At 51.4% G+C, this 24,209-nt stretch carries 17 protein-coding genes; all 17 read left to right on the top strand.

The features are described 5' to 3' along the window. Window positions 1–110: 110 nt before the first annotated feature. The 17 genes from DWX68_RS02305 (at window position 111) to rsmB (ending at window position 24,173) form a co-directional block, all read left to right on the top strand. Window positions 111–1,784, top strand: a complete 1,674-nt coding sequence (locus tag DWX68_RS02305) for a Na/Pi cotransporter family protein (RefSeq protein WP_022358706.1) — start codon at window positions 111–113, stop codon at window positions 1,782–1,784. Then, window positions 1,784–2,512: a response regulator transcription factor gene (locus DWX68_RS02300; protein WP_117795548.1), complete on the top strand. Its 729-nt coding sequence runs from the start codon at window positions 1,784–1,786 to the stop codon at window positions 2,510–2,512. Before DWX68_RS02305 ends, DWX68_RS02300 begins: the two co-directional genes overlap by 1 nt. A 7-nt stretch (window positions 2,513–2,519) precedes the next feature. After that, entirely contained in the window at window positions 2,520–3,920 is a 1,401-nt protein-coding gene (locus DWX68_RS02295; RefSeq protein ID WP_118628497.1) for an ATP-binding protein, read from the top strand. A gap of 182 nt (window positions 3,921–4,102) precedes the next feature. Next, window positions 4,103–5,125 carry an ABC transporter substrate-binding protein gene (locus DWX68_RS02290; protein WP_118628496.1) on the top strand — a complete coding sequence of 341 codons (1,023 nt, stop codon included), beginning with the start codon at window positions 4,103–4,105 and terminating at the stop codon, window positions 5,123–5,125. A gap of 130 nt (window positions 5,126–5,255) precedes the next feature. Beyond that, complete coding sequence (locus DWX68_RS02285; RefSeq protein WP_118628495.1) at window positions 5,256–6,173, top strand: ABC transporter permease; 918 nt, start codon at window positions 5,256–5,258, stop codon at window positions 6,171–6,173. Next, window positions 6,173–6,970 carry an ABC transporter ATP-binding protein gene (locus DWX68_RS02280; RefSeq protein WP_117795542.1) on the top strand — a complete coding sequence of 266 codons (798 nt, stop codon included), beginning with the start codon at window positions 6,173–6,175 and terminating at the stop codon, window positions 6,968–6,970. The genes DWX68_RS02285 and DWX68_RS02280 overlap by 1 nt, the downstream gene beginning before the upstream one ends. A gap of 355 nt (window positions 6,971–7,325) precedes the next feature. Further along, the gene (locus DWX68_RS02275) at window positions 7,326–9,005 is read left to right on the top strand and encodes a C40 family peptidase (protein ID WP_118628494.1); all 1,680 of its coding nucleotides are present in this window, start codon (window positions 7,326–7,328) and stop codon (window positions 9,003–9,005) included. 15 nt (window positions 9,006–9,020) lie between these two features. Then, window positions 9,021–10,700, top strand: a complete 1,680-nt coding sequence (locus DWX68_RS02270; protein ID WP_118628493.1) for an SH3 domain-containing protein — start codon at window positions 9,021–9,023, stop codon at window positions 10,698–10,700. A 325-nt stretch (window positions 10,701–11,025) separates the two neighbouring features. Next, entirely contained in the window at window positions 11,026–11,832 is an 807-nt protein-coding gene (locus DWX68_RS02265; protein WP_118628492.1) for an ATP-dependent Clp protease proteolytic subunit, read from the top strand. Window positions 11,833–11,971: 139 nt separating this feature from the next. Beyond that, window positions 11,972–15,268 carry a DNA translocase FtsK gene (locus DWX68_RS02260; protein WP_243027490.1) on the top strand — a complete coding sequence of 1,099 codons (3,297 nt, stop codon included), beginning with the start codon at window positions 11,972–11,974 and terminating at the stop codon, window positions 15,266–15,268. A 42-nt stretch (window positions 15,269–15,310) separates the two neighbouring features. Then, window positions 15,311–16,774 carry a UDP-N-acetylmuramoyl-L-alanyl-D-glutamate--2,6-diaminopimelate ligase gene (locus DWX68_RS02255; RefSeq protein ID WP_118628491.1) on the top strand — a complete coding sequence of 488 codons (1,464 nt, stop codon included), beginning with the start codon at window positions 15,311–15,313 and terminating at the stop codon, window positions 16,772–16,774. Between the two features lie 18 nt (window positions 16,775–16,792). Further along, window positions 16,793–18,202, top strand: coding sequence for a UDP-N-acetylmuramoyl-tripeptide--D-alanyl-D-alanine ligase (murF, locus tag DWX68_RS02250; protein ID WP_118482177.1), 1,410 nt, complete (start codon window positions 16,793–16,795; stop codon window positions 18,200–18,202). 161 nt (window positions 18,203–18,363) lie between these two features. Continuing rightward, entirely contained in the window at window positions 18,364–20,580 is a 2,217-nt protein-coding gene (priA, locus tag DWX68_RS02245; protein ID WP_118628490.1) for a primosomal protein N', read from the top strand. 18 nt (window positions 20,581–20,598) lie between these two features. Then, complete coding sequence (gene def / locus DWX68_RS02240) at window positions 20,599–21,072, top strand: peptide deformylase (RefSeq protein ID WP_118293195.1); 474 nt, start codon at window positions 20,599–20,601, stop codon at window positions 21,070–21,072. 49 nt (window positions 21,073–21,121) lie between these two features. Then, the gene (gene fmt, locus DWX68_RS02235) at window positions 21,122–22,066 is read left to right on the top strand and encodes a methionyl-tRNA formyltransferase (protein WP_118482175.1); all 945 of its coding nucleotides are present in this window, start codon (window positions 21,122–21,124) and stop codon (window positions 22,064–22,066) included. A 66-nt stretch (window positions 22,067–22,132) separates the two neighbouring features. After that, window positions 22,133–22,849 (top strand): zinc metallopeptidase, encoded by a 717-nt coding sequence (locus DWX68_RS02230; RefSeq protein WP_118482174.1) that lies wholly within the window; start codon window positions 22,133–22,135, stop codon window positions 22,847–22,849. Further along, window positions 22,842–24,173 carry a 16S rRNA (cytosine(967)-C(5))-methyltransferase RsmB gene (gene rsmB, locus DWX68_RS02225; RefSeq protein ID WP_118628489.1) on the top strand — a complete coding sequence of 444 codons (1,332 nt, stop codon included), beginning with the start codon at window positions 22,842–22,844 and terminating at the stop codon, window positions 24,171–24,173. The genes DWX68_RS02230 and rsmB overlap by 8 nt, the downstream gene beginning before the upstream one ends. The last annotated feature ends 36 nt before the right edge of the window (window positions 24,174–24,209 follow it).

Below are 24,209 nucleotides of genomic sequence, written 5' to 3'. Positions count from 1 at the left end.
AATATCAGATTTTACACAGATTTTACATTTCCTGCTGGTTATTTTTACATTTATTTGATATAGTGAAGACATACTATGTGTAAAGATCAAAAGATGATGGGAGAATATGTATGTCTATTAGTACTTTGGGAACACTCTTTCAGTTCATTGGAGGACTGGGAATGTTCCTGTATGGAATGGAGTCGATGGCGGATGGTCTGCAGAAGTTTGCGGGCAACCGTTTACAACGTGTGCTTGAGATCCTGACTTCGAACCGCTTGCTGGGCGTGCTGGTGGGCGCGGGTGTTACCGCGATCATTCAGAGTAGTTCCGCGACGACGGTTATGGTCGTTGGTTTCGTAAATGCCGGAATTATCAATCTTCTGCAGGCGACCGGCATCATCATGGGTGCCAACATTGGTACGACTGTGACGAGCTGGATTGTGTCGATGAGTGAGTGGGGCGAGGTGTTAAAGCCAGAGTTCTTTGCACCGGTTCTCTTCGGTATCGGCGCATTCATCACGATGTTTGCTAAGAGCCACAAGAAAAAAGAGGGTGCCGAAGTCCTGATCGGTTTTGCACTCCTGTTTATCGGTCTTTCTTTCATGTCCGGTTCGATTGAGCCGTACCGGGATGCGCCGATCTTCTCCGAGTCCTTCCGGGTACTGGGACAGAATCCACTTTTAGGTATTTTAGTCGGTCTGGCAGTTACCGCAATCATCCAGAGTAGTTCCGCGTCCGTCGGTATTTTACAGATGCTGGCGATCAACGGCATGGTAAACTGGCAGTCAGCAGTCTTTATTACATTGGGACAGAACATCGGTACCTGTGCGACCGCGCTGTTATCTTGTATCGGTACGACCCGTACGGCAAAGCGTGCGGCGGTCATTCACCTTCTGTTCAATGTGACGGGTGCAGTTGTATTTGGCGTTGCTTTATATATCGTGTTTATGATGAATCCGGAGCTTGCGATGACGCGTGCGGACAGTGTGGGAATTTCGATTTTCCATACGATATTTAACGTTGTCAACACCTGCATTATGTTCCCGTTTGCTGGTTTCCTGGTAAAGGCATCGGATGTGATTGTTCCGAAGCCGAAGGAGACAGAGAAAGAGTGGTCGGCAAACAGTGTCGAGACCGAGATGATCCGTCACTTAGACGACCGTATCCTCGAAACTCCGTCCTTTGCGATTGAGACGGCGTGCAACGAGGTTGTCAACATGGGCAAGGTAGCGGTTGCCAACCTGAAAATAGCGACAGCAGCCTTAGTAGATGCAGATGATAATTTCTGTGAACAGGTATTTGAAAATGAAGAGACGATCGACCGCATGGAGAAAATGCTGACCGAGTATCTCTTAAAGATCAACAACCTCTCCTTGAATGATGAACAGCATCTTCTCGTTAAGAATATGTATTATACAATCGGTGATCTTGAACGTGTCGGTGACCACTGTGAAAACTTAGCAGAGCTTGCCAAGAAACGGATTGAGAATGTGAATATTGATTTCTCGGATCTGGCGCTGAAAGAGCTGCGGACGATTGCAGATGCAACGCTTAAATCGGTCGAGGCGTCCGTGGAGGCGCGTCAGGCGCATGACATGCAGAAAGTACGTCAGACTGCCCGCTGGGAGGAAGAGGTTGACAATATGGAGGAGGAGATGCGCGAGAGCCATATGAACCGTCTTTCCAATGGAGAATGCAAGATTGAGGGCGGTGTTATCTTCCTGGATGCACTGGCAAATTATGAGAGAATCGCGGATCATGCCAAGAATGTAGCTGGCTACGTAAAGGAAGAGATGCAGTAATGAAATATCGGATATATGTGATTGAGGATGATGAAAATATCCGGAATCTGATCTGCGTGGCACTGGAAAACTTTGGTTACTGCGCCAGCGGATTTGAGACGGCAGAGGAAGCGCTTGACAACCTCTCGGCCCTGCTCCGGAGAGGCAGGGAGGCGCAGCGGGAGTATCCGGCGATGTTTGTATTCGACTGGATGCTGCCGGGGATGGACGGCATGGCGGCGATCCGCAAGATCCGGGAGATGCCGGACTTTTCCGCAGCCCCGGTCCTGATGCTGACGGCAAAGGATCGTGAGATGGATATTGTACAGGGACTTGACAACGGTGCTGACGACTACATGACGAAACCGTTTGGTATTCTGGAGCTTTCGGCGCGCGTCAGAAACCTTTTAAAGCGGGTGGAACCTGCAAAAGAGGAGGTTTCCAGCCTGACGATCGGTGAAGTCAGCATCAACCGGGAGACGCGAGAGGTGATTGCCTGCGGCGACCGGACGGAGCTGACGCTCAAAGAATTTGAACTTTTAACATATCTCATGGAACATATTAACCGGGTGGTGACGCGAGACGAGCTTCTCGACCATATCTGGGGCTATGACTATGATGGGGAGACGAGAACGCTGGACATGCACATCAAGACACTCCGGCAGAAGCTGCATGATGCCGGAGCCCAGATCAAGACAGTGCGCGGCGTGGGCTATCGGTTTTTAAAGGAAAAAGAAGCGGGAAAGTGATGAAACGATGCGAAAAGCGATTTTGACGAAATTTATTCATCTGTTATTCCTGGCGCTGGTTCTGAATACATTTATCGCCCTGGTGGTTACCAGCAGTGTATTGCTCAAACGGTCAAGGGAGGACATGCATTTTGCATTGGAATCCGTTGACCGTATGTTGGATTATACGGGGAATGTGGAAGAACAGCTGATGGATTTGAGCGACCTTACGAACGACAATAATAGCCGTTATACGCTGATCCGGATGGATGGCACGGTGGTGGCTGATACGGAAGTAGCGCAGGTGAATCAGATGGAAAATCATCTGGAGCGCAAGGAAGTGAAGGACGCGCTGGAGACAGGCTATGGATATTCGGTGCGCCGTTCCGGAACGTTAGGAATGCAGATGGCGTACGCGGCGATCCGTTCATCGGACGGCAAATACATACTGCGCCTTTCTGCCTGTTCAACCGGTTTGGGTGAATATATCCTGATGTTGATTCCGGCCGCTTTTTTGAGCTTTGGAATAGCTTTTTTTGCATCGGCAATGGAGGCGGAACGGTTTTCCCAGTCCATCACGCGTCCTTTGCAGGAAATTTCCAGCGAAATGGTGCGGATGGATGACGACTACACGCGTTTTCAGTTTGAAAAATGTCCGTATGAGGAGATCAATGTCATCGCGGACACGACGACGCGGATGTCCCGGAATATGAAGAAATATCTGGAGCGCATCGAGAAAGAAAAACAGATCCGGCAGGAGTTTTTCAGCAATGCATCGCATGAGTTGAAAACACCGATCACTTCGATCCGCGGTTATGTCGAGCTTTTGGAAAGCGGCATGGCACAGGATCCGGACACGGCACGTGATTTTCTGGGACGCATAAAAAAAGAGGCAATGCGGATGACGAACCTGGTGGATGATATTTTGATGATCTCCCGTCTGGAATCACGCGGTGCGAAAGCAGATATTGTGACAATCCGCACGGTGGAACTGCTGGAGGACAGTCTGTCTTCGATTGCCGCGCAGGCGGCGTCGCGCGGCATCACAGTCCATAAAGAGTGCGAGAATTTCACGATTCGTGCCGATCTGCGCCAGATGCAGGAGCTGTTTAACAATCTGTTGACAAACGCGGTCAAGTATAACAACGAGGGCGGCGAAATCTGGGTGCAGGTCAAGCACTGGGGCGCGGATATGATACTGACGGTCCGCGACACCGGCGTCGGCATCCCGGCGGAGAGCCAGAGCCGTATTTTTGAGCGGTTTTACCGGGTGGATAAAGGGCGCAGCCGCAAACAGGGCGGCACCGGGCTTGGTCTTTCGATCGTCAAGCATATCGTGAATTTTTATCATGGAAGCGTGGAGGTAGAGTCGGAAGTCGGAAAAGGTTCAACGTTTACGGTGAAACTGCAGATTGCGGAAGCAAAATAAAAAAGAGTCAACCTGAATTCCCTAAAAAACAGCGGAATTTTAGGTTGACTCTTTTTGGAGTTTGTAGTATGATTGCTTTAAAGCGTAACAGTTCAGCTCTTTAAAGTGAAAAATAAATCATGGTTTGATGCATAAGAGGAAAATCTGTTACATACGTTGAAAAGGTTCAGGAGGATGATATTATGAGAAAGACAAAGAAATTAGCAGCCCTGATGCTGGCTGGCGCGATGGCGGCATCCCTGGCAGCCTGCGGAGGACAGACAGCAAGTACGGACACGACAGCAGCGGAGTCCGCAGACGGCGAAGAAAGCAAAGAGGCAGAGCAGACAGCAGACGGCGAGACCTATAAGATTGGTGTATTACAGCTGACCCAGCATGTGGCACTGGATAAGACCAATGAGGGCTTCGTGGCAGCGCTGGACGATGCAGGCATCAAATACGAGATCGACCAGCAGAATGCAGCTGGCGAGCAGTCTGCATGCCAGACGATCGCAGAGAAACTGGTCAACGATAAAGATGATTTGATTTTTGCAATCGCAACCCCGGCAGCACAGGCAGTTGCAGGTGTGACGGATTCGATTCCGATTCTTGTCAGCGCTGTTACCGATCCGGCGGCTTCCGGTCTGGTAGAGAGCAACGAGGTTCCGGGCGGCAACGTATCGGGTACTTCTGATCTGACTCCGGTTAAAGAGCAGATTGACCTGATGCAGCAGATTATTCCAGATGTAAAGAAGGTCGGACTTCTGTATTGCAGCGCGGAGGCAAACTCCGTTCTTCAGATTGATATGGCGAAAGAAGCACTCGACACAGCCGGTATTGAGTATGAAGATTACACCGTTTCCAATTCCAATGAGATTCCTACCGTTGTAGAATCTATGGTTGGCAATGTAGACTGCGTATACACACCAACCGACAACATGATCGCAGCTGGTATTGCAACCGTAACGATGGTAACAAATGAGAATAAACTTCCGGTTATCTGCGGCGAGAAGGGCATGGTAGATGCAGGCGGTCTTGCTACTTACGGTATTGATTACTACCAGTTAGGCTACATGACCGGTGAGCAGGCCGTTAAAATCCTGACTGAGGGCGCCGATATTTCTAAGATGCCGATCGGTTATCTGGACGCTTCCAAGTGCGAGCTGAGTGTCAATGAAGAGACAGCACAGACGCTGGGAATCGATGTATCTGGACTTGAGAAATAAAGAGTACCAGAAAGACCTAAACTTCAAATGAGATGGACTGTCAGATCAGAAGCATAAAATAAATATGCCGATCTGGCAGTCTTTACAGTTAATCAGATGAAGAAAATACGAAACACGGGGAGGTAAAAGTTTGAGCGGTTTATTAGTATCCCTGCAGGGCGCGGTCGCACAGGGCGTTCTTTGGGGAATCATGGTATTGGGAGTTTATATTACATTCCGCCTGATGGATATCGCGGATATGACGGTAGACGGAAGCTTCGCGCTGGGTGCCTGCGTTTGTGCAGTCCTGGTAGTCAACAAAGGAGTAAATCCGGTGCTGGCACTTTTAGTTGCAGTGGCAGCCGGTGTCGTGGCTGGTGCGGTAACGGGTATTCTTCATACTGTATTTGAGATACCAGCGATTTTGGCAGGAATTCTGACCCAGATTTCCCTCTGGTCGATCAATCTCCGGATCATGGGAGGAAAGAGCAATCTGCCGCTTCTGAAAGTCAAGACACTTATCAGTGGTCTGGCTGCTTCCTTCGGGATGACCCAGGCACAGGCATCGATGATCGTTGGAATTGTGCTGGCTGTGGCGGCTATTCTGTTTCTTTACTGGTTCTTCGGAACCGAGATCGGAAGCGCGATGCGTGCAACCGGTAACAACGAGGATATGGTGCGCGCGCTGGGCGTGGACACTCGTATGACGAAGCTTTTATCCCTGATGGTCAGCAACGGTCTGGTCGCTCTCTCCGGCGCACTCGTCTGCCAGAGCCAGAAATATGGTGATGTTGGAAGTGGTACGGGTGCGATCGTCATTGGTCTGGCGGCGATCGTCATCGGCGAAGTCCTGATGGGACGATTGACCTCTTTTTATTGGAAACTGACCTCCGTGGTTGTCGGTTCGGTCATTTACTTTGTGATTCGTGCGGTTGTACTCCGCATGGGTATGGACGCAAACGACATGAAGCTGCTCTCTGCTGTCATTGTAGCGCTGGCACTCTGTGTTCCGGTAGCACTCGCTAAATATCGGCTGAGAAAAGATTATTCAGAAGGGGGCGAGGAGTAATGCTGACGATAACAAATGTAAAGAAAACCTTTAATAAAGGAACTGTTAATGAGAAAAAAGCCTTAAACGGTATCAACTTACACCTGGCACCGGGCGATTTCGTGACGATCATCGGCGGAAACGGTGCTGGAAAATCCACCATGTTAAATATGATCGCAGGCGTATATCCGATTGATTCTGGTAAAATCGAGATCGACGGTGTAAACATATCCAGGGAACCAGAATACAAACGCGCTAAATATATCGGCAGAGTCTTCCAGGATCCGATGCGCGGCACTGCCGCCAATATGGAGATACAGGAAAACCTTGCCATGGCACTGCGCCGCGGCAAATCCAGAGGACTCGGCTGGGGCATCAAAAAGAATGAAAAGGACTTCTACCGTGAGGCATTGGCACAGCTCGACCTGGGGCTTCAGACCCGTATGACCAGCAAGGTGGGCTTACTCTCCGGCGGACAGCGCCAGGCGCTCACCCTTCTGATGGCAACCCTCCAGAAGCCAAAGCTCCTTCTTTTAGACGAACACACCGCCGCCCTCGATCCCAAAACAGCCCGCAAAGTCCTCGATCTCACCGAAAAGATTGTAGATGAACAAAATCTGACCGCGCTTATGGTTACCCATAACATGAAAGATGCGATTCAGATCGGCAACCGTCTGATTATGATGCACGAAGGTCGGATTATCTACGATGTAGCAGGGGAAGAGAAGAAGAATCTGCAGGTAGAAGACCTGTTAGAGAGATTTGAAAAGGTAAGCGGAGAAGAATTTGCGAATGACCGTATGATGCTTGCCAAATAAGCAGGGGTTATAAGATTTGAAGGCTTTTATCAAAATCATTAACCGATAACAGACAAAAAGTATACGGAATGAAAAGTGGGTCAACAAATTAAAAACCACGACTATAAGTGAGAAAGAATGCCCTCCGGCGGCGCGGGCGGTCGGAGGGCATTCTCCTCTCCCATATTTCCAACTAATTCCACCTTTCACGACTTAACCGTTTATCTACAACTTAACACTTCTGTAATAATTCATTTATAGAAAATTCATTTTTTCCTCCACATCCTTCCTTGGCAATTCCCTACGAATATGATAAAATAAAAATTACGTTTAAGATATTAAGTCATAATTTCAAGAAAAATCAGGAGCGATCCATATGTTAGAAGAAGAAAATAAAAAAGAAACGCAGGAGTCAGAACAGGTGCCAGCGGCGGAGCGGATTCAAGAGCCGGAAGCAGTTCAGAGTCAGGAATCAGAGACAGCTCAGGATCAGACACCAAAGCCGGTCCGGGAATCCGCGGGACATTCGCGCAGGCGCCAGGGCGAAGATAAGAGTCAGAACCTGCGCTTCGGAGTGATAGCAGCAGGGGTGGTAATTGCCCTTGCAGTTGCAGCGCTTGCAGGCAAGTCCCTGCTCAGCCGTCAGGCGGGAGCCGGAACTGCAAAGAATGGGGCGGCGACAGCATCAGAGCTTTCGAAGGACGAGGCATCCGAAGAGTCCAGAGCGGAGGAGAGCAAAGAGAAAGAAGCAGTGGTAGCTTCCTATAAAAATCTGGGTATCGTGCAGGTGTCCGGTTATCTGAATATGCGTGAGACGGCGAGCACGGACGGCAACATCATCGGCAAGCTGATGGGCGACAGTGCGTGTGAGATCGTGGATGATTCAACCGAAGGCTGGTATCAGGTCGAATCTGGCGGTATTTCTGGTTATATCAGCTCAGAGTTTGTTCTGACCGGGGATGAGGCGAAGAAAAAAGCGTTGGAACTGGTTGAAAAGCGGGCGCTCATCACGGCAGATTCCCTGAACATCCGAAAAGAGCCGAACACGGAGTCTGAGGTTGTCGGTCAGGCATTGAAAAATGAGCGCTATGTGGTCGAGGGTGAGCCGGAGAATGGCTGGATTCAGATTTCGAGCGGTTATATTTCTACGGATTATGCGGAGATCAAATACGCACTCAATGAGGCGCGGAAGCTGGATATGCGTGCGATGGTGCTGAATTTATACAAAAATCTAGGTATTTCCAGTGTGGATAATTACTTGAATGTGCGCGATCAGCCAAGTGAGGATGGCAATATCATCGGTAAGATGACGAGCAAGTCTGCCGGAGAGATTCTGGAGACGAGCGAGGACGGCGGCTGGTATAAGATCCAGTCGGGTCCCGTCACTGGATATGTGAAGGCGGAGTATATCCTGACAGGAGATGCGGCGAAGCAGGAGGCGATGGAGGTTGCAGAACTGATGGCGATCGTTTCAACCGACCGCCTGAATGCCCGCACGGAGCCGAGCACGGATGCGCCGATCTGGACGCAGATCTCTAACAATGAGCGTTACGATGTTATAAGCCAGCAGGATGGCTGGGTCGAGATTGCGCTCGATACGACGAGTGCGTATGTGGCGACTGATTTCGTAGATGTGCGTTATGCATTGCCGGAGGCGATCCCATTTACCCCATTAAAAGAAAAGGAATCCTTGCGGACCCAGATTGTCAACTATGCGCTTCAGTTTGTCGGAAACCGTTATGTCTGGGGCGGTAATGACCCGCATTCGGGTGTGGACTGTTCTGGTTTTACAAAGTATGTATACAGCCATGTGGCGGGCGTGTCCCTGCCGCGGGTGTCCCGGGAACAGGCGCGGACGGGTACGAAGATTGATTCTTCGAAGATGCGTCCGGGCGATCTGATTTTCTATACGAATCGCAAGGGAACGGTCAACCATGTGGCGATGTACATTGGCAATGGTCAGATCGTCCATGCGGCGAGCCGGAGAAGCGGCATCAAGATTTCTACCTGGAATTACCGGAATCCGTACCGGATTGTCAATATGCTGGGAGACTGATAGGGAGAGGATAAGATGGAAGAGCAAAAGACAGAAGATTATAAAGAACGCCTGCAGAAAGTACGTCAGAGACGAAATGGCAAAGATCCGATGCACTGGTTCATGATCGGAGGCTGTGCTGTCATTGTGGTGCTGGCTCTGGTTATCATCGTGAAGCTGGCACAGGGCGGCACGTTCGGAGGTTCTGGAAACGCCCGGGTGGCATCGGCATCCGAGGCAGAGGTGCAGGAAACCGTGATCGGAGAGACGCTGCCGGAGGATGAGGAACAGGCAAAAGAGGACGAAGAAAAGAAAAATGTAGTCGAGTCCTACCAGAATCTGGGTATTGTGGATGTATCTGGTTATCTTAATATGCGTGAGAGCGCCAGTACAACCTCCGATGTCATTGGCAAACTGATGGGCGGCAGTGCGTGCGAGATTCTGGACGATTCCCAGGAAGGCTGGTATCAGATATCTTCCGGCGGTCTGGAGGGCTACATCAGTTCAGAATTTGTACAGACCGGCGAGGCGGCAAAAACAGAGGCATTTGAGCTGGTCAAGAAGATGGCGGTCATCACGACTGACAAGCTGAATATCCGGAGTGAGCCGAGTGAGGATGCGCAGGTGCTGGAACAGGCACTGAAAAATGAGCGTTATTCCATTGTCAGCGAGCAGGACGGCTGGATTCAGATCAGCGGGGGCTATATTTCAGCGGATTATGCGGATGTGCGCTATGCGTTAAATGAGGCGCGTAAGCTGGATCTGCGGACGATGGTTCTCAACATGTATGACAATCTGGGTATTTCCAATGTCAATAACTACTTAAATATCCGTGTGGAGCCGAAGGAAGATGCGAAGATCATCGGTAAGATGACAAGCAAGTCCGGTGGTGAGATTTTGGAAACGACAGAGGATGGCGGCTGGTACAAGATCAAGTCCGGTCCGGTTACCGGCTATGTTAAATCTGAATTTATCCTGACAGGAGATGCGGCGAAGCAGGAGGCACTGCAGGTTGCACAGCTGATGGCGATTGTATCGACAGACCGTCTAAATGCCCGTACGGAACCCAACACGGACGCGCCGATCTGGACGCAGATTTCCAACAGCGAGCGGTATACGGTTATGAGCCAGCAGGATGGCTGGGTGCAGATTGCACTGGATGAGACGAGTGCCTATGTAGCGACTGAATTTGTCGATGTGCGGTATGCGTTAAATGAGGCGATCGAGTTTACACCGGTTGAGGAGACACCGGAGCCTGAGACCAAGGCGGCGAGCAGCCAGGGAGGCTCTGGAAGCAAGAGCAGCAGTAAAGGTGGTTCTGGCAGCCAGAAAGCATCTTCAAGCGGCTCCTCCAAGCGTGCGCAGATCGCAAACTACGCGACCCAGTTCCTTGGAAATCCATATGTATGGGGCGGTACAAGCTTGACAAACGGTGCGGACTGTTCTGGATTTACGATGTCGGTTATGGCGCATTTTGGTGTCAGCCTGCCGCATCATTCGGGTTCCCAGGCGGGAGCAGGAAGAAGTATCAGTTCCTCCCAGATGCGTCCGGGCGATCTGATCTTCTACACAAACAGCGGCGGAACAATCAATCATGTAGCACTCTATATTGGCGGCGGACGCGTGTGCCATGCGTCGAATGCAAGGTCCGGTATCAAGATTTCCACCTGGAATTATCGTACCCCGGCGAAGATCGTCAACGTATTGGGCGATTAATTTCATGAAAAGTTAATAAAAATTATTTGAAAGAGAGCAGGGAGAAAAGGCAGCTTTTCCCAGCTCTCTTTTTCTGTTTCATAGGAAATTGTGTCCTATGAAATAAAAAACGCTCCGCGGGGATGCGCACTCGCGCGAAGCAGAAACATGTCGCAAGTGACCGTGCGAGACGCCCGAATGAGCCAAGGTACATCCTTGTTTGTATAAAAAGCGGTTTCAGTGAATAAAGATAATAGGAAGACAGAATACTAAGAATGAATTAGGCAGTTGAGAAAAAACATTGAATCCGCGTGTAAGATGAAAAGAGCGCAGAAAAGAGGAAAATATGATTCGGGCAAATCGTGAAAACAGGGAATGGGAAAATGAAGCGTGGGACAAGCAGGCAGATAAGGCGGGAGAAAACCGGGAACAGGCGCAGGAGGATCCGATTCAGAAGCGTGAAAATGGACAGACGGATATTACGGGAAAGAATGGCAATCACATTGAATTAATCTCGATCATCGGAGAGATAGAGGGACATGAAAATTTGTCCGGCAATACGAAAACGACGAAATATGAGCATATTCTGCCTAAGCTGGCGGAGATCGAGGAGAGCGGTGAGACGGAGGGAGTTTTAGTCCTGATTAACACGGTGGGCGGCGATGTAAGCTGTGGACTGGCACTGGCGGAGATGATTGCTTCGCTCAGCAAACCGACCGTTTCACTGGTCATCGGGGACAGCCATTCGATCGGTGTGCCGCTCGCAGTGGCGGTCGATCACTCTTTTATTGTCCCGACCGGGACGATGATGGTACATCCGGTACGGATGACGGGGATGGTGATCGGTGCCGTGCAGACGTATGATTATTTTGAAATGATTCAGGATCGTATTTTAAGCTTTGTGTCCGGACACAGTCAGATCTCCTATGAGCGCCTCCGGAGCCTGATGCTCAATACGGAGATGATGACAAAAGATCTGGGAACGGTCCTGGTTGGCGGGGAGGCGGTCCAGGAGGGACTGATCGATGAATGCGGCGGGATCCGGGAAGCGCTTGCATGGCTGAACCGGGCGATCGATGGGAAGAAACAGGAAATAGATGCACACGACCGGATGACGAAGACGGATTTTAGTGAAAATCTGAAAAGAAAGTAGAACATACGTGCGAAAATTTTAGGAAAGCGTTGCTTTTTTTCCTGAATTTGGGTATACTGAATGAGATAATAAGAATGTAAAATGAGAAAAGCAGTCTGCGGGAGGCTGTATTTTGTGAAACAGGAGGAACCGCAGATACATGGGAAATATTGGAGGCATGAGACAGGTGGCAGATACAAGCAGGAAAAGACAGAGTACAGAGCGTGCCGGGGAAACAGCTGGGACAGAGAAAAAAGCCGGGCGATCCAGAAAGTCCCCTGCGGCGAAGAAAGCGGAGGAGACGCTGAACGAGAAAAAGAGTGGGGGGAAGAAGAAAGCTTCGTCCGGAAAAGGCACCGCGAAAGGAACAGGAAGCCGAAGCCGCGCCAGCCAGGCGCCGGAGCCGGTGGAGAAAAGTGGTACAGGGGCATTTATGGGAACGGAAGTGGCGATTATTGTATCATTTGCAATATCGGTACTTTTGTTTTTGAGCAATTTCGGGCTTTGCGGCTTTGTCGGAAGTTTTCTGCGATCGACTCTGCTTGGCGTATTCGGCGTGATGGGGTATCTGGTGCCATTCCTTTTATTTATGGGAACTTGTTTTTATCTTTCAAACCGAGGCAACCAGAAAGCCGTAGCCAAGTTGGTGGCGGTTGGCGAGGTGCTTCTGGCACTTTGCGGACTTTCCCAGCTTCTCATGGGAGGCGGTCAGCATCTGGACTGGAATCTGGGCGATTATTACGCGCAGGCAGGTGGAGGCGGCTTTATCGGTGGCATTCTGATGTTGCTGTTGTGCGGAACAGTGGGAACGATCGGAGCAGTTCTGATTCTGCTGGTGCTTTTGGCACTCGGTGCTGTGTGCATTACGGAGCGTTCCCTGGTAAACTTCGTTAAACAGGGCAGCGGAAGGGCGTATGAGTATGCGAAAGAAGATATGAGCCGCCGCCGTGAGATACATGAGGAGAAAAAGGAAGAAAAACGCCGTCTGCGGGAGGAACAGCGGGTTCGTGGCGTTGATCTTGAGGGCGCCAAGCTGACCGAGCTGCCAGTGATGCGGAATTTCTTGGAAGGAGTCCCGGAGGGAACCGTGCTGGGACCGGAGGACGCACCGGAGGAATTCCGTGAGATGCATGGAAGACAGGAAAACTTGCAGGATGAGACAGCGGCTTATGATGATTGGACCGATGTTCCGGCAGAGGGAAAAAATCTGGCACAGGATTCCGGACAGGGAGTAGAGAAGAAGAATCCGGCAGATGTATTTCGCGGTCAGATATTTCACGGCGGCGGAGCGGTAGAACCGGAACCGGTGGAGTATGAAGAAGATCCGGTGGAGTACGAAGAAGAACCAGTGGAATCGGAGCAGGATCCATATACATACGCTGGTTCAGAATCCCAGCTTCAGGAAGAAGCGGAGCGCGAGACGGCGCGGGCGGTAAGAGAGACAGAATTTGCGGAGGAGCCTGCAGAGACAGAGGACAGTGCGAGCGACCAGTTACTGAAACGCCTGTATGTACGCCGTGATACCCGGACGATGGAAGAATTTGCCGGCGGCGAGAGTCAGAAAGGTCCAGGCTATTATCCGGTAGAGACACGGGAGAGACCGGCTGCGGAGGCGGTTTCCGGTTTGACCGCGGAGGAGGTTCATACAGATTTAGGGCATCAGGATGTCTTTGAACCATCGGAAGACGAGTGGGAAACCGTTTCGATGGAAAATGAGAATGAAGGGAACGGACCTATATCTGGGGAAACAGATTCCGAGCCAATTGATGGCTATTATAAGACGCTGGAATCGGAACGGGGCGAGGCAAAGGGCAGTTTCTTTGTCCCGGAGGATTCCAAAACGGTCGTGACTGCATCCGGAAAGGTGATCGAGACAGATACAGAGGCGATACAGAAAAAACTGGAGCAGAAACGGGAAGAACGAAAAGCACTTCCAGTTGAGGAACTAACGGTTCCAGAGCAGATCGAGCGCAAGGAAGAGGAAGAAAAGAAGATCCAGAAAGAATACATATTCCCGCCATTGACGCTTTTAAAACGTGGCACGGGACAGACCGATTTCTCGGATCAGGAGTACCGGGAGACGGCGATCAAGCTGCAGCAGACGCTCCAGAACTTTGGCGTGGGTGTGACGGTTACAAACATCAGCTGTGGACCGACGGTTACCCGCTATGAGCTTCACCCGGAGCAGGGTGTCAAGGTCAGCAAGATTGTAGCGCTGGCGGATGATATCAAGTTAAATCTGGCAGCGGCGGACATCCGTATCGAGGCGCCGATTCCTGGCAAGGCGGCAGTCGGTATCGAGGTTCCGAACAAGGAGAACCATGTGGTTCTGCTGCGCGATCTGCTGGAGTCGGAGACATTTAAGAAATATCCGTCCCGGCTGGCATTCGCGGTCGGAAAAGATATCGCAGGTCAGACGGTTGTCAGCGACATTGCGAAGATGCCGCATCTTCTGATCGCGGGTGCGACCGGATCGGGTAAATCAGTCTGCATCAATACGCTGATCATGAGTGTGATTTATAAAGCAAAGCCGAGCGAGGTCAAGCTCATCATGATCGATCCAAAGGTGGTAGAGTTAAGTGTATACAACGGTATTCCGCATCTTTTGATTCCGGTTGTGACCGACCCGAAAAAGGCATCCGGAGCCCTCAACTGGGCGGTGGCAGAGATGACCGACCGTTACCAGAAGTTTGCAAAATACGGTGTGCGCGATCTTAAGGGTTTCAATGCCAAGGTTGCGTCGATTGCGGATATCGACGATCCGAAGAAACCGGAGAAACTGCCCCAGATCATCATTATCGTGGATGAGCTTGCCGATTTGATGATGGTAGCGCCGGGCGAAGTAGAAGATTCGATCTGCCGTCTGGCACAGCTGGCGCGTGCAGCGGGCATTCATCTGGTGATTGCGACGCAGCGACCATCGGTCAATGTCATCACCGGTGTGATCAAGGCAAATATTCCGTCGAGAATTGCTTTTTCCGTCTCTTCCGGAGTGGATTCCCGTACCATTATTGATATGAACGGCGCGGAGAAACTGCTCGGAAAGGGCGATATGCTGTTCTATCCGTCGGGTTATCAGAAACCGCAGCGTGTACAGGGCGCGTTTGTGTCCGACAATGAGGTTTCGGATGTGGTCGGATTTTTGAAACAGGAGGGGCTGACCGCAGAGTACAGCGCCGAGGTTGAGTCCAAGATCCGTTCGACGGCGATGGATGTGGGCTTTGGCGGCGGTGAGCGCGATGCCTATTTTGCACAGGCAGGTAAATTTATTATTGAGAAAGACAAAGCATCCATCGGCATGCTGCAGCGTATGTTTAAGATTGGCTTCAACCGTGCCGCGCGTATCATGGATCAGCTTGCAGATGCAGGCGTGGTCGGTGAGGAAGAAGGCACGAAGCCGCGTAAGGTGCTGATGAGCATGGAGCAGTTTGAAAACATGATGGAAGAAGGATATTAAAAAGCGGAATCATTATAAAATATCAAAATCAGGAGGTATCCTATGAAGCTTAAAAGCTGGCTGAAAGAATTGCCGTATACATTATTGCAGGGCAGCCTGGAGACGGAGGTTGACGAGGTGGTCTACGATTCAAGAAAGGTGGCGCCGGGGACGGTGTTTGTGTGTATGCGCGGGGCAAACGTCGATTCGCATACCTTTATCCCGGATGTGGTTGAAAAGGGCGCGCCGGTTCTGGTGGTCGAGCATCCGGTTGAGGCACCTGAGAACGTGACGGTCATTCAAGTGAAGAATGGACGGAACGCGCTATCGCTTCTTTCGGCGGCACGTTTTGATTATCCGGCGCGGAAGATGACGGCGATCGGTGTGACCGGCACGAAGGGAAAGACGACTACCACTTATATGATCAAGGCGATTCTGGAGGCAGCCGGACAGAAGACGGGTCTCATCGGAACGAACGGCGCTGTGATCGGTGAGAATCATTATCCAACCAAAAATACGACGCCGGAATCCTACATTTTGCAAGAATATTTTGCAAAAATGGTGGAAGCGGGCTGCCGTTACATCGTGATGGAGGTTTCTTCCCAAAGCTACCTGATGCACCGGGTAGACGGACTTTTCTTTGATTATGGAATTTTCCTGAATATTTCCAATGATCATATTGGCCCGAATGAACATGCAAGTTTTGAAGAATATCTTTACTACAAAAAGCAGCTTTTGAAAAACTGCCGGACAGCGCTGGTCAACCGCGATGATCCGAACTTTGATGCGATCGTAGAAGGGGCGACAGCAGAGATCCTGACCTTTTCATTGGAACAGGCGGCTGATTTTACAGCGGATGACATTCACTATGTACGCGAACATGATTTCGTGGGCGTCGAATTTCAGACGCATGGACGATATGAGAGCGATCTGCGTGTCGGCATTCCGGGCAAATTTAACGTGGACAATGCGCTGGCGGCAGCGGGCGTGTGCAGCTTCTTTGATCTGCCGAAGGAGAAAGTCTGCCATGCGCTGGAACATATCCAGGTCGATGGACGGATGGAGATTGTATATAAATCAGCAAAGTGCACCGTGATCGTTGACTACGCCCACAATGCGGTCAGCATGGAAAGTCTTCTTCTGACGCTGCGCGACTACAAGCCGAAGCGTCTCGTCTGCGTCTTCGGATGCGGCGGCAACCGGGCGCGCGATCGCCGGTACTCGATGGGAGAGATTGGCGGAAAGCTGGCAGATCTGTCGATCATCACGGCGGATAATTCCCGCTTTGAGAAAGTGGAAGATATTCTGGCAGATATCAAGGTCGGACTTGCAAAAACCGACGGCAAATACGTTGAAATCCCGGATCGCCGCGAAGCGATTGAGTACAGCTTGTCCCATGCGGAGGATGGCGATATCATCGCGATCATCGGAAAAGGGCATGAGGATTATCAGGAGATCGAGGGCGTGCGCTATCATTTCCTTGATCGGGAAGTAGTGCAGGAGACGGTGAAGAAGCTGCATATGTAATCAATTTGGAGGCAAAATATGGACCATATTACAGTCAGACATATCGTGGAAGCAGTGTCGGGAACACTGCTCTGCGGAGATGCAGATACAGAGTTAAAACACATCAGCATTGATTCCCGGAGTATGCGCGGGGCGGATCTGTTTGTTCCGCTGATCGGGGAGAAATCAGACGCGCATCGTTTCCTGGTTCAGGCGATGGACAATGGGGCGGCAGCCGCACTGACTTCGGAGCATGAGGCGGCACCGGAGGGCTTTCACGGCGCCCTGATCCAGGTGAAAGATACGAAACTGGCATTGCAGACGATCGGACGCTGCCTGCGGGCACGCCTTTCTATCCCGTTAGTTGGTATCACCGGCAGCGTGGGAAAGACGACGACGCGCGAAATGGTGGCGGCGGCGCTTTCAGCGAAATATAAGACATTCAAGACACCGGCAAACCACAACAGCCAGATCGGTGTGCCACTCACGATCTCGGAGATTTCTGAGAATGATGAGATCGGCGTGCTGGAACTGGGAATGAGTGAGCCGGGCGAGATGGCGGTGATCGCGGAGATTGCGGCGGTGGATTCGGCAGTCATGACGAATATCGGTGTGACGCATATTGAGAATCTGGGCTCCCGCGAGAATATCTTAAAAGAAAAGCTGCATATCCAGGACGGTATGAAGGCAGGCGGAATCCTGTTTGTAAATGGAGATAATGATATGCTTTCTACCGTGCATGCAAAAGCAGGCTGCCATACCGTCCGTTATGGACTTGGAGCAGATAACGACTACCGCGCCGAGGATCTTTCATATCTGGATGGATTTCCGTCCTTTACGATGGTACACGGCGAGGTGCGCGTCCCGGTGAAGCTGACTGTTATGGGCGAGCACAATGTCATGAATGCGCTGGCTGCCCTGGCGGTTGCGGATGCCTACGATGTGCCGCTTGCCGATGCAGCGGAAAAGCTGCTTGAATTTGGCGGGTTCAAGAACCGTCAGCAGATTTATCATAAAAATGGTTATACGATCGTGGACGATACCTACAATGCAAGCCCGGATTCGATGAAAGCGGCGATAGGTGTGCTTTCTTCCCTGCCGGCAGGACGCAGAATTGCGGTTCTGGCGGATATGAAGGAACTGGGAGAGAATACGATTCAGTTCCACCGTGAAGTTGGTGCGTTTCTGGCGGAAAAACCGGTCGATATCCTGGTTGTATATGGCGAACTGGCGCAGGCGATCGCCGAGGGAGCAAAGAAAGTCAAACCGGATCTGCATGTCGTTTCGTTTGAAGAGGACGAAAAAGAAGATATGCTTGACTGGCTGGATGCACAGATCGGTGAGGGAGATGCAGTCCTGTTCAAGGGTTCCAACAGTATGAAGCTGGGGGAGACGGCAGCGAGGTTTATCTCAGTCGAGAAGACTCCCACCTCTTCAGGTGGTAAGTAATAGCAAGTTTGTCTCAGTAGGAGTCCATTCTCCGACTGAGATAAACGCTCCGCGAGGATGCGCAGTGATTCTGTAGAGAATATGTCAGCTTCGCTGACCAGAATCACGCGCCAAATCTCACGGACGTTCGACTTGAATTAGAAATAGAAAGAGAAGGAATCATGGCGTATCAATACGCGGATATTATTATAGATATATCCCATGAGAAGGTGGATCGCCCGTTTCAGTACCGGATTCCGGCGCAGCTGGCGGAGGAGATTACGGCGGGAACGTGCGTGACGGTACCGTTTGGAAAGGGTAATTCACTTCGGACTGGATATGTGGTGGGAATGGGAAATACGGCGGAGTATGACCCATCCCGCATCAAGGAGATAGCTGGGATCGCACCGGGCAGTATGTCGGTGCAATCTCAGCTTATCCGTCTGGCGTGGTGGATGCGGGAACGTTATGGCGCGACGATGAACCAGACGCTCAAAACCGTACTTCCCGTCAAGGAAAAGATAAAACCGCGCGAGAAAAAGACGCTGCATTGTCTTTTAAAACAGGAAGAGCTGGAAGCGGCAATCCTGGCGGCACAGAAGCGGCATTATAAGGCGCGGGTGCGGCTCCTTGAGGCATTCCGGGACAATCTGGATATTCCGATGGAATTTGCCCGACGGGAGCTTGACCTGACCCTGGCGGCGATCCGCCCGATGGAGGAACAGGGACAGCTTTCAGTGAAAGTTTCCCGTGAGGAACGCGGGTTAAACCATGCAAAACTGCCGCGTCCAGCCGGACAGACCGTGCATCTCAATGAAGAGCAGCAGGCGGCGGTTGACCGTTTCTGTGAGGATTATGAGATGGGGAAACGTGAAACGTATCTGATTCACGGCGTTACGGGAAGTGGAAAGACCGAAGTCTACATGGAGCTGATGGCGCGTGTCCTGCGGGATGGAAAGCAGGTGATTCTGCTGATCCCGGAAATTTCGCTGACATATCAGACGGTGATGCGGTTTTACCGGCGATTTGGCGATCAGATCGCGATTCTGAATTCCCGTCTCTCTGCGGGAGAACGCTATGATCAGTGGGAACGGGCGGCGCGGGGCGAGGTTTCCGTGATGATCGGACCGCGGTCGGCGCTGTTTGCCCCATTTTCCAATCTGGGACTGATTCTGATCGACGAGGAACATGAGGGCGCCTATAAGAGCGAGACGATGCCGCGCTATCATGCAAGGGAAGTAGCGGCGGAGCGCGCCCGGCTTTCCGGGGCTTCGCTGGTCTTGGGCTCAGCGACTCCTTCTCTGGAATCGTATCTGCGGGCTCAGAATGGCGAATATGTGCTTCTGCCCCTGCATCACCGGGCAGTGGCGGGAAGTATCCTGCCGAAGGTACAGATCGCTGATATGCGTGCGGAGATGCAGGCAGGCAATAAATCGGTGTTCAGCCGGTCATTGGATGCAATGTTGACAGAGAGACTCGCACGTGGCGAGCAGGCGATGCTTTTTATGAACCGGCGCGGCTATTCCAATTTTGTTTCCTGTCGTTCCTGCGGAAAGGCGGTGACCTGTCCGCATTGTGATGTTTCCCTGACACTACACGGGAAGAACCGTCTGGTCTGTCATTACTGCGGCTATACGATTCCGCTGATGAAGCAGTGTCCGTCCTGCGGATCACCGTATATTGCCGGGTTTGGGGCCGGAACGCAGAAGATGGAAGAATTTACGAAAATTCGGTTTCCGGATGCGAGGATCCTGCGGATGGATGCGGATACAACGGCAAAAAAAGGCGGACATGAAGCGATTCTGGAGGCATTTGCAAATCGTGAGGCAGATATTCTGATCGGCACGCAGATGATTGTAAAAGGGCATGATTTTCCAGGAGTGACGCTGGTCGGAATTCTGGCGGCGGATCTTTCCTTAAATACGCCGGATTACCGCAGCGCGGAGCGGACGTTCCAGCTTCTGACGCAGGCGGCTGGCAGAGCGGGACGCGCCGGGAAGCCCGGCGATGTGGTCATCCAGACGTACCGGCCGGAACACTATGCCGTGCAGGCGGCAGCGGCGCAGAATTATGAGCTGTTTTACAGCCATGAGATCAATTACCGGAGGCTGCTTCGTTATCCACCAGTCTGCCAGATGGCTGCGGTTTATTTTGCCTGCGGCGATGAGGTGGTGCTGGATAAATGTGCGGAAATGGCGGCGCGGCGGCTGCGCGAAAGTGCCGAGTGTATCGGTCCGGTTCCGGCACCAGTATACAAAGTTAATGACATCTACAGAAAAATTTTATATATAAAGTGTGAAAAATGTGCTATACTGGATCAAATCAGGGGTCAGATTGAAACCCTGGCTGCCGCAGATACAAAATGGCAGGCGGTCCAGATTCAATACGATATATCATAGAGAGGAAGAGTGTATAAAATGGCAATCCGGTCAATTAGAACTATTGGCGATGAGGTACTGAAAAAAGAGTGTAAGGCAGTGACGGAGGTAACCGATCACACACTTGAACTGATAGAGGATATGTTTGACACGATGTATTCAGCCGGCGGCGTAGGTCTGGCAGCACCGCAGGTCGGTATCCGCAAACAGATCGTAGTAATCGACGTGGAGGACGGCAACCAGTATGTCCTGATCAATCCGGTCATCGAGGAAATGTCCGGCAGCCAGACTGGTCAGGAAGGCTGTTTAAGCGTTCCGGGCAAGGCTGGTATGGTAACCCGTCCGAGCCACGTAAAGGTACGCGCGCTGAACGAAAAAATGGAAGAGTTTGTCCTGGAAGCAGATGATTTCCTGGCACGTGCGATCTGCCATGAGTGCGATCATCTGCACGGACATCTGTATGTGGAGTTGGTAGAAGGTCCGTTAGAGGATGTAACGGCAGAGGAAGAATAAAGCACATTGGCAGAATGAGAGAAAAACAAGAGTGGGGTGACAGGCAGATATGAAGATCGTATTTATGGGAACACCGGATTTTGCGGTTCCGACACTGGAAGCGCTCTATCAGAGCCGGCATGAAGTAGCGGCGGTGGTGACACAGCCAGATAAGCCGAAGGGACGCGGCAAGGCGATGGCAATGCCGCCTGTCAAGGAAAAAGCGCTGGAATATGGAATCCCGGTGTATCAGCCGGTGCGCGTCCGCAAGGATGAGGCATTTTTTGAGGAATTGACGAAGATTCAGCCGGATGTGATCGTCGTGATTGCATTTGGTCAGATTCTGCCGGAGCGGATTCTGAACCTGCCGAAATACGGCTGTATCAACATCCATGCGTCGCTTCTGCCAAAATACCGTGGGGCAGCCCCGATCCAGTGGGCGGTCATCAATGGCGATGAGGTCAGCGGTGTGACGACGATGCAGATGGATGTCGGTCTGGACACCGGAGATATCCTGGATACCGTGGAAGTACGCCTGGATCCGAAAGAGACAGGCGGCAGCCTGTTTGACCGCTTGAGCCTTGCGGGAGGAAAGCTGATTCTCTCCACGCTTGAAAAAGCGGAGGCGGGAATCCTGCATCCGGTTAAACAAGATGAGGCAGAGGCAACCCATGTGACAATGCTCGATAAGTCGATGGGGCAGATCGACTGGTCGATGGATGCGGCAGTGATTGAGCGCCTGATTCGCGGCTTAAATCCATGGCCGAGCGCTTATACAAAATTTGAAGGAAAAACCCTGAAAATCTGGTCGGCGGATGTCGAGGAAGATGCGGCGGGAAGGCCGTCACCGGAGACATTCGGACAGGTGGTATGTGTCGGTAAAGATGCATTCTCTGTCCAGACCGGCAAAGGGCTTCTCACAATTCGGGAACTTCAGCTGGAAGGCAAGAAGCGGATGGATACGGCGGCATTTTTACGCGGATATCCGGTGGAAACGGGAGTAAAGCTCGGATAAAATGAATGCTTCAGCAGGAACTGAACTGCTACAGGCAGCCAGGCGTTTGAAAGGAGTTGGAGTGATATGTACGGATACGGATATGGATATTACAGTATGTTTGATCCGACGATGATTCTGGTATTAATTGGTGTATTTCTGTCATTAGGGGCATCTGCGAAGGTGAAAAGCACCTACGCGCGGTTTTCAAGAGTCCGGAGCATGACTGGCATGACGGGAGCCGAGGCGGCGAGACAGCTTTTAAATTCACAGGGCATCTATGATGTCCAGATCCGCCAGGTGGCAGGCAGTCTGACCGACCACTATGATCCGCGGACCAAGACTGTGAATTTATCTGAGAGTGTATATGGTTCTACTTCGGTCGCGGCGATCGGTGTTGCGGCGCATGAGTGCGGACATGCGATGCAGGATGCATCTGAGTATGTTCCGCTGCGCCTGCGCGGTTCAATGGTGCCGGTGGTCAACATCGGCGCACAGCTTTCCTGGCCTATGATCCTGATTGGTGTCCTGATCGGCGGCATGGGATCTCCGATCGTTTCACTTGGAATTCTTTTATTTTCCTTGTCGGTGCTGTTCCAGCTGGTGACGCTTCCGGTTGAGTTCAATGCATCCGCGCGTGCGGTACGTCTGCTTGATTCAACAGGGATTCTTCGCGGGGAAGAAGTTGGATATACCAAACAGGTGCTTGGTGCGGCGGCACTGACGTATGTGGCAGCGGCGGCTGGTTCGATTTTACAGCTTCTGCGTCTGATTATATTATTTGGAGGACGACGCGATGACTGATGGAACTGCGCTGCGTGAAATAGCGGCAGAAATTTTGACTGAGATTCTGGAAAAGGGACAGTATACACATCTGGCCCTTTTTCAGGCTCTTTCTAAATATCAGTATCTGGAGAAATCAGACCGCTCGTTTTTAAAACGGATTGTGGACGGGACGGTGGAGTATAAAATCCAGATTGATTATATTATCAACGCATATTCCAAAACAAAAGTTCATAAGATGAAACCGTTTATCCGCACACTTCTGCGGATGAGCGTGTACCAGATTTATTATATGGACCGTGTACCGGATTCGGCGGCGTGCAATGAGGCGGTGCGCCTTGCGAAAAAACGCGGATTTTCCGGACTTTCCGGCTTTGTAAATGGTGTGTTGCGTTCTGTGGTGCGTGGAAAAGGCAAACTGACCTTCCCGGATGATTCAGTGCGGTATTCAATGCCGGACTGGATTTTATCTCTCTGGGAGGAAAACTATGGGGCAGAGACGACGCACAGGATGGCACAGGCTGGTCTGGAGAAACGTCCGTTTATGGTGCGGTTTGCCGAGAGCCGTGCAGGGAAAGAAGAGATTCTTGCCTCCCTGTCCGCCCAGGGCGTGACGGCAGAGGAGACAGCGGCGGGAAGCGGCGTTTACCGTCTGACGGGAGTGGACTATCCAGAGAGTCTGGATGCGTTCCGCGAAGGACTAATCCGGATTCAGGACCTGAGTTCGTCGCTGGCAGGTGATGCGGCGGGTATTAAAGAGGGTGATTTTGTACTCGATGTCTGTGGGGCACCGGGTGGAAAAGGGCTTCATGCGGCGGATCTGCTGTACGGAACTGGACAGGTTGAGATCCGGGATGTGAGTGATTACAAGGTATCTTTGATCAAGGAGAATATTGCCTGCAGCGGCTGTACAAACGTCTCTGCCTGCGCCTGGAATGCGTGTGAATTCGATGCTTCGATGGAGCAGAAAGCGGATGTGGTCATTGCCGATCTGCCGTGTTCAGGACTTGGCATTATCGGACGCAAGCCGGATATCAAATACAACGCTTCAATGGACGGAATCCGGGACCTGGCTGCATTGCAGCGGCAGATGCTGTCGGTGGTCTGGCAGTACGTGAAGCCGGGTGGAGTGCTGGTTTACAGCACCTGCACGGTCAACCGTCTGGAAAATGATGAAAACCGGGCATGGTTTTTAAACGAATATCCATTTGAGCCGGTTGATATCAGTGGTCGTCTGGGGATTGATTTTCAGGAAGACAGCCTGAAAGAGGGATACATCCAGCTCTATCCGGGCGTTCATCCGTGTGATGGATTTTTCATCTCTGTGATGAAAAGAAAAGGATAACTGGACGGAACAGCGTATGAATACAGGAAAGACTCC

Source organism: Clostridium sp. AF20-7, from assembly GCF_003479275.1.
Classification (GTDB): Bacteria; Bacillota; Clostridia; order Lachnospirales; family Lachnospiraceae; genus Otoolea; species Otoolea fessa.
The sequence above is the reverse complement of the archived record's forward strand: the minus strand, read 5'-3'. Positions and strand labels throughout refer to the sequence as shown.

Excerpts from the sequence above, each read along its gene's own strand:
- priA (WP_118628490.1), top strand. The coding sequence starts at position 18,364 with ATGGCGTATCAATACGCGGATATTATTATAGATATATCCCATGAGAAG.
- murF (WP_118482177.1), top strand. The coding sequence starts at position 16,793 with ATGGACCATATTACAGTCAGACATATCGTGGAAGCAGTGTCGGGAACA.
- DWX68_RS02300 (WP_117795548.1), top strand. The coding sequence starts at position 1,784 with ATGAAATATCGGATATATGTGATTGAGGATGATGAAAATATCCGGAAT.
- def (WP_118293195.1), top strand. The coding sequence starts at position 20,599 with ATGGCAATCCGGTCAATTAGAACTATTGGCGATGAGGTACTGAAAAAA.
- rsmB (WP_118628489.1), top strand. The coding sequence starts at position 22,842 with ATGACTGATGGAACTGCGCTGCGTGAAATAGCGGCAGAAATTTTGACT.
- DWX68_RS02280 (WP_117795542.1), top strand. The coding sequence starts at position 6,173 with ATGCTGACGATAACAAATGTAAAGAAAACCTTTAATAAAGGAACTGTT.
- DWX68_RS02295 (WP_118628497.1), top strand. The coding sequence starts at position 2,520 with ATGCGAAAAGCGATTTTGACGAAATTTATTCATCTGTTATTCCTGGCG.
- DWX68_RS02260 (WP_243027490.1), top strand. The coding sequence starts at position 11,972 with ATGGGAAATATTGGAGGCATGAGACAGGTGGCAGATACAAGCAGGAAA.
- DWX68_RS02230 (WP_118482174.1), top strand. The coding sequence starts at position 22,133 with ATGTACGGATACGGATATGGATATTACAGTATGTTTGATCCGACGATG.
- fmt (WP_118482175.1), top strand. The coding sequence starts at position 21,122 with ATGAAGATCGTATTTATGGGAACACCGGATTTTGCGGTTCCGACACTG.
- DWX68_RS02270 (WP_118628493.1), top strand. The coding sequence starts at position 9,021 with ATGGAAGAGCAAAAGACAGAAGATTATAAAGAACGCCTGCAGAAAGTA.
- DWX68_RS02265 (WP_118628492.1), top strand. The coding sequence starts at position 11,026 with ATGATTCGGGCAAATCGTGAAAACAGGGAATGGGAAAATGAAGCGTGG.
- DWX68_RS02275 (WP_118628494.1), top strand. The coding sequence starts at position 7,326 with ATGTTAGAAGAAGAAAATAAAAAAGAAACGCAGGAGTCAGAACAGGTG.
- DWX68_RS02290 (WP_118628496.1), top strand. The coding sequence starts at position 4,103 with ATGAGAAAGACAAAGAAATTAGCAGCCCTGATGCTGGCTGGCGCGATG.
- DWX68_RS02305 (WP_022358706.1), top strand. The coding sequence starts at position 111 with ATGTCTATTAGTACTTTGGGAACACTCTTTCAGTTCATTGGAGGACTG.
- DWX68_RS02255 (WP_118628491.1), top strand. The coding sequence starts at position 15,311 with ATGAAGCTTAAAAGCTGGCTGAAAGAATTGCCGTATACATTATTGCAG.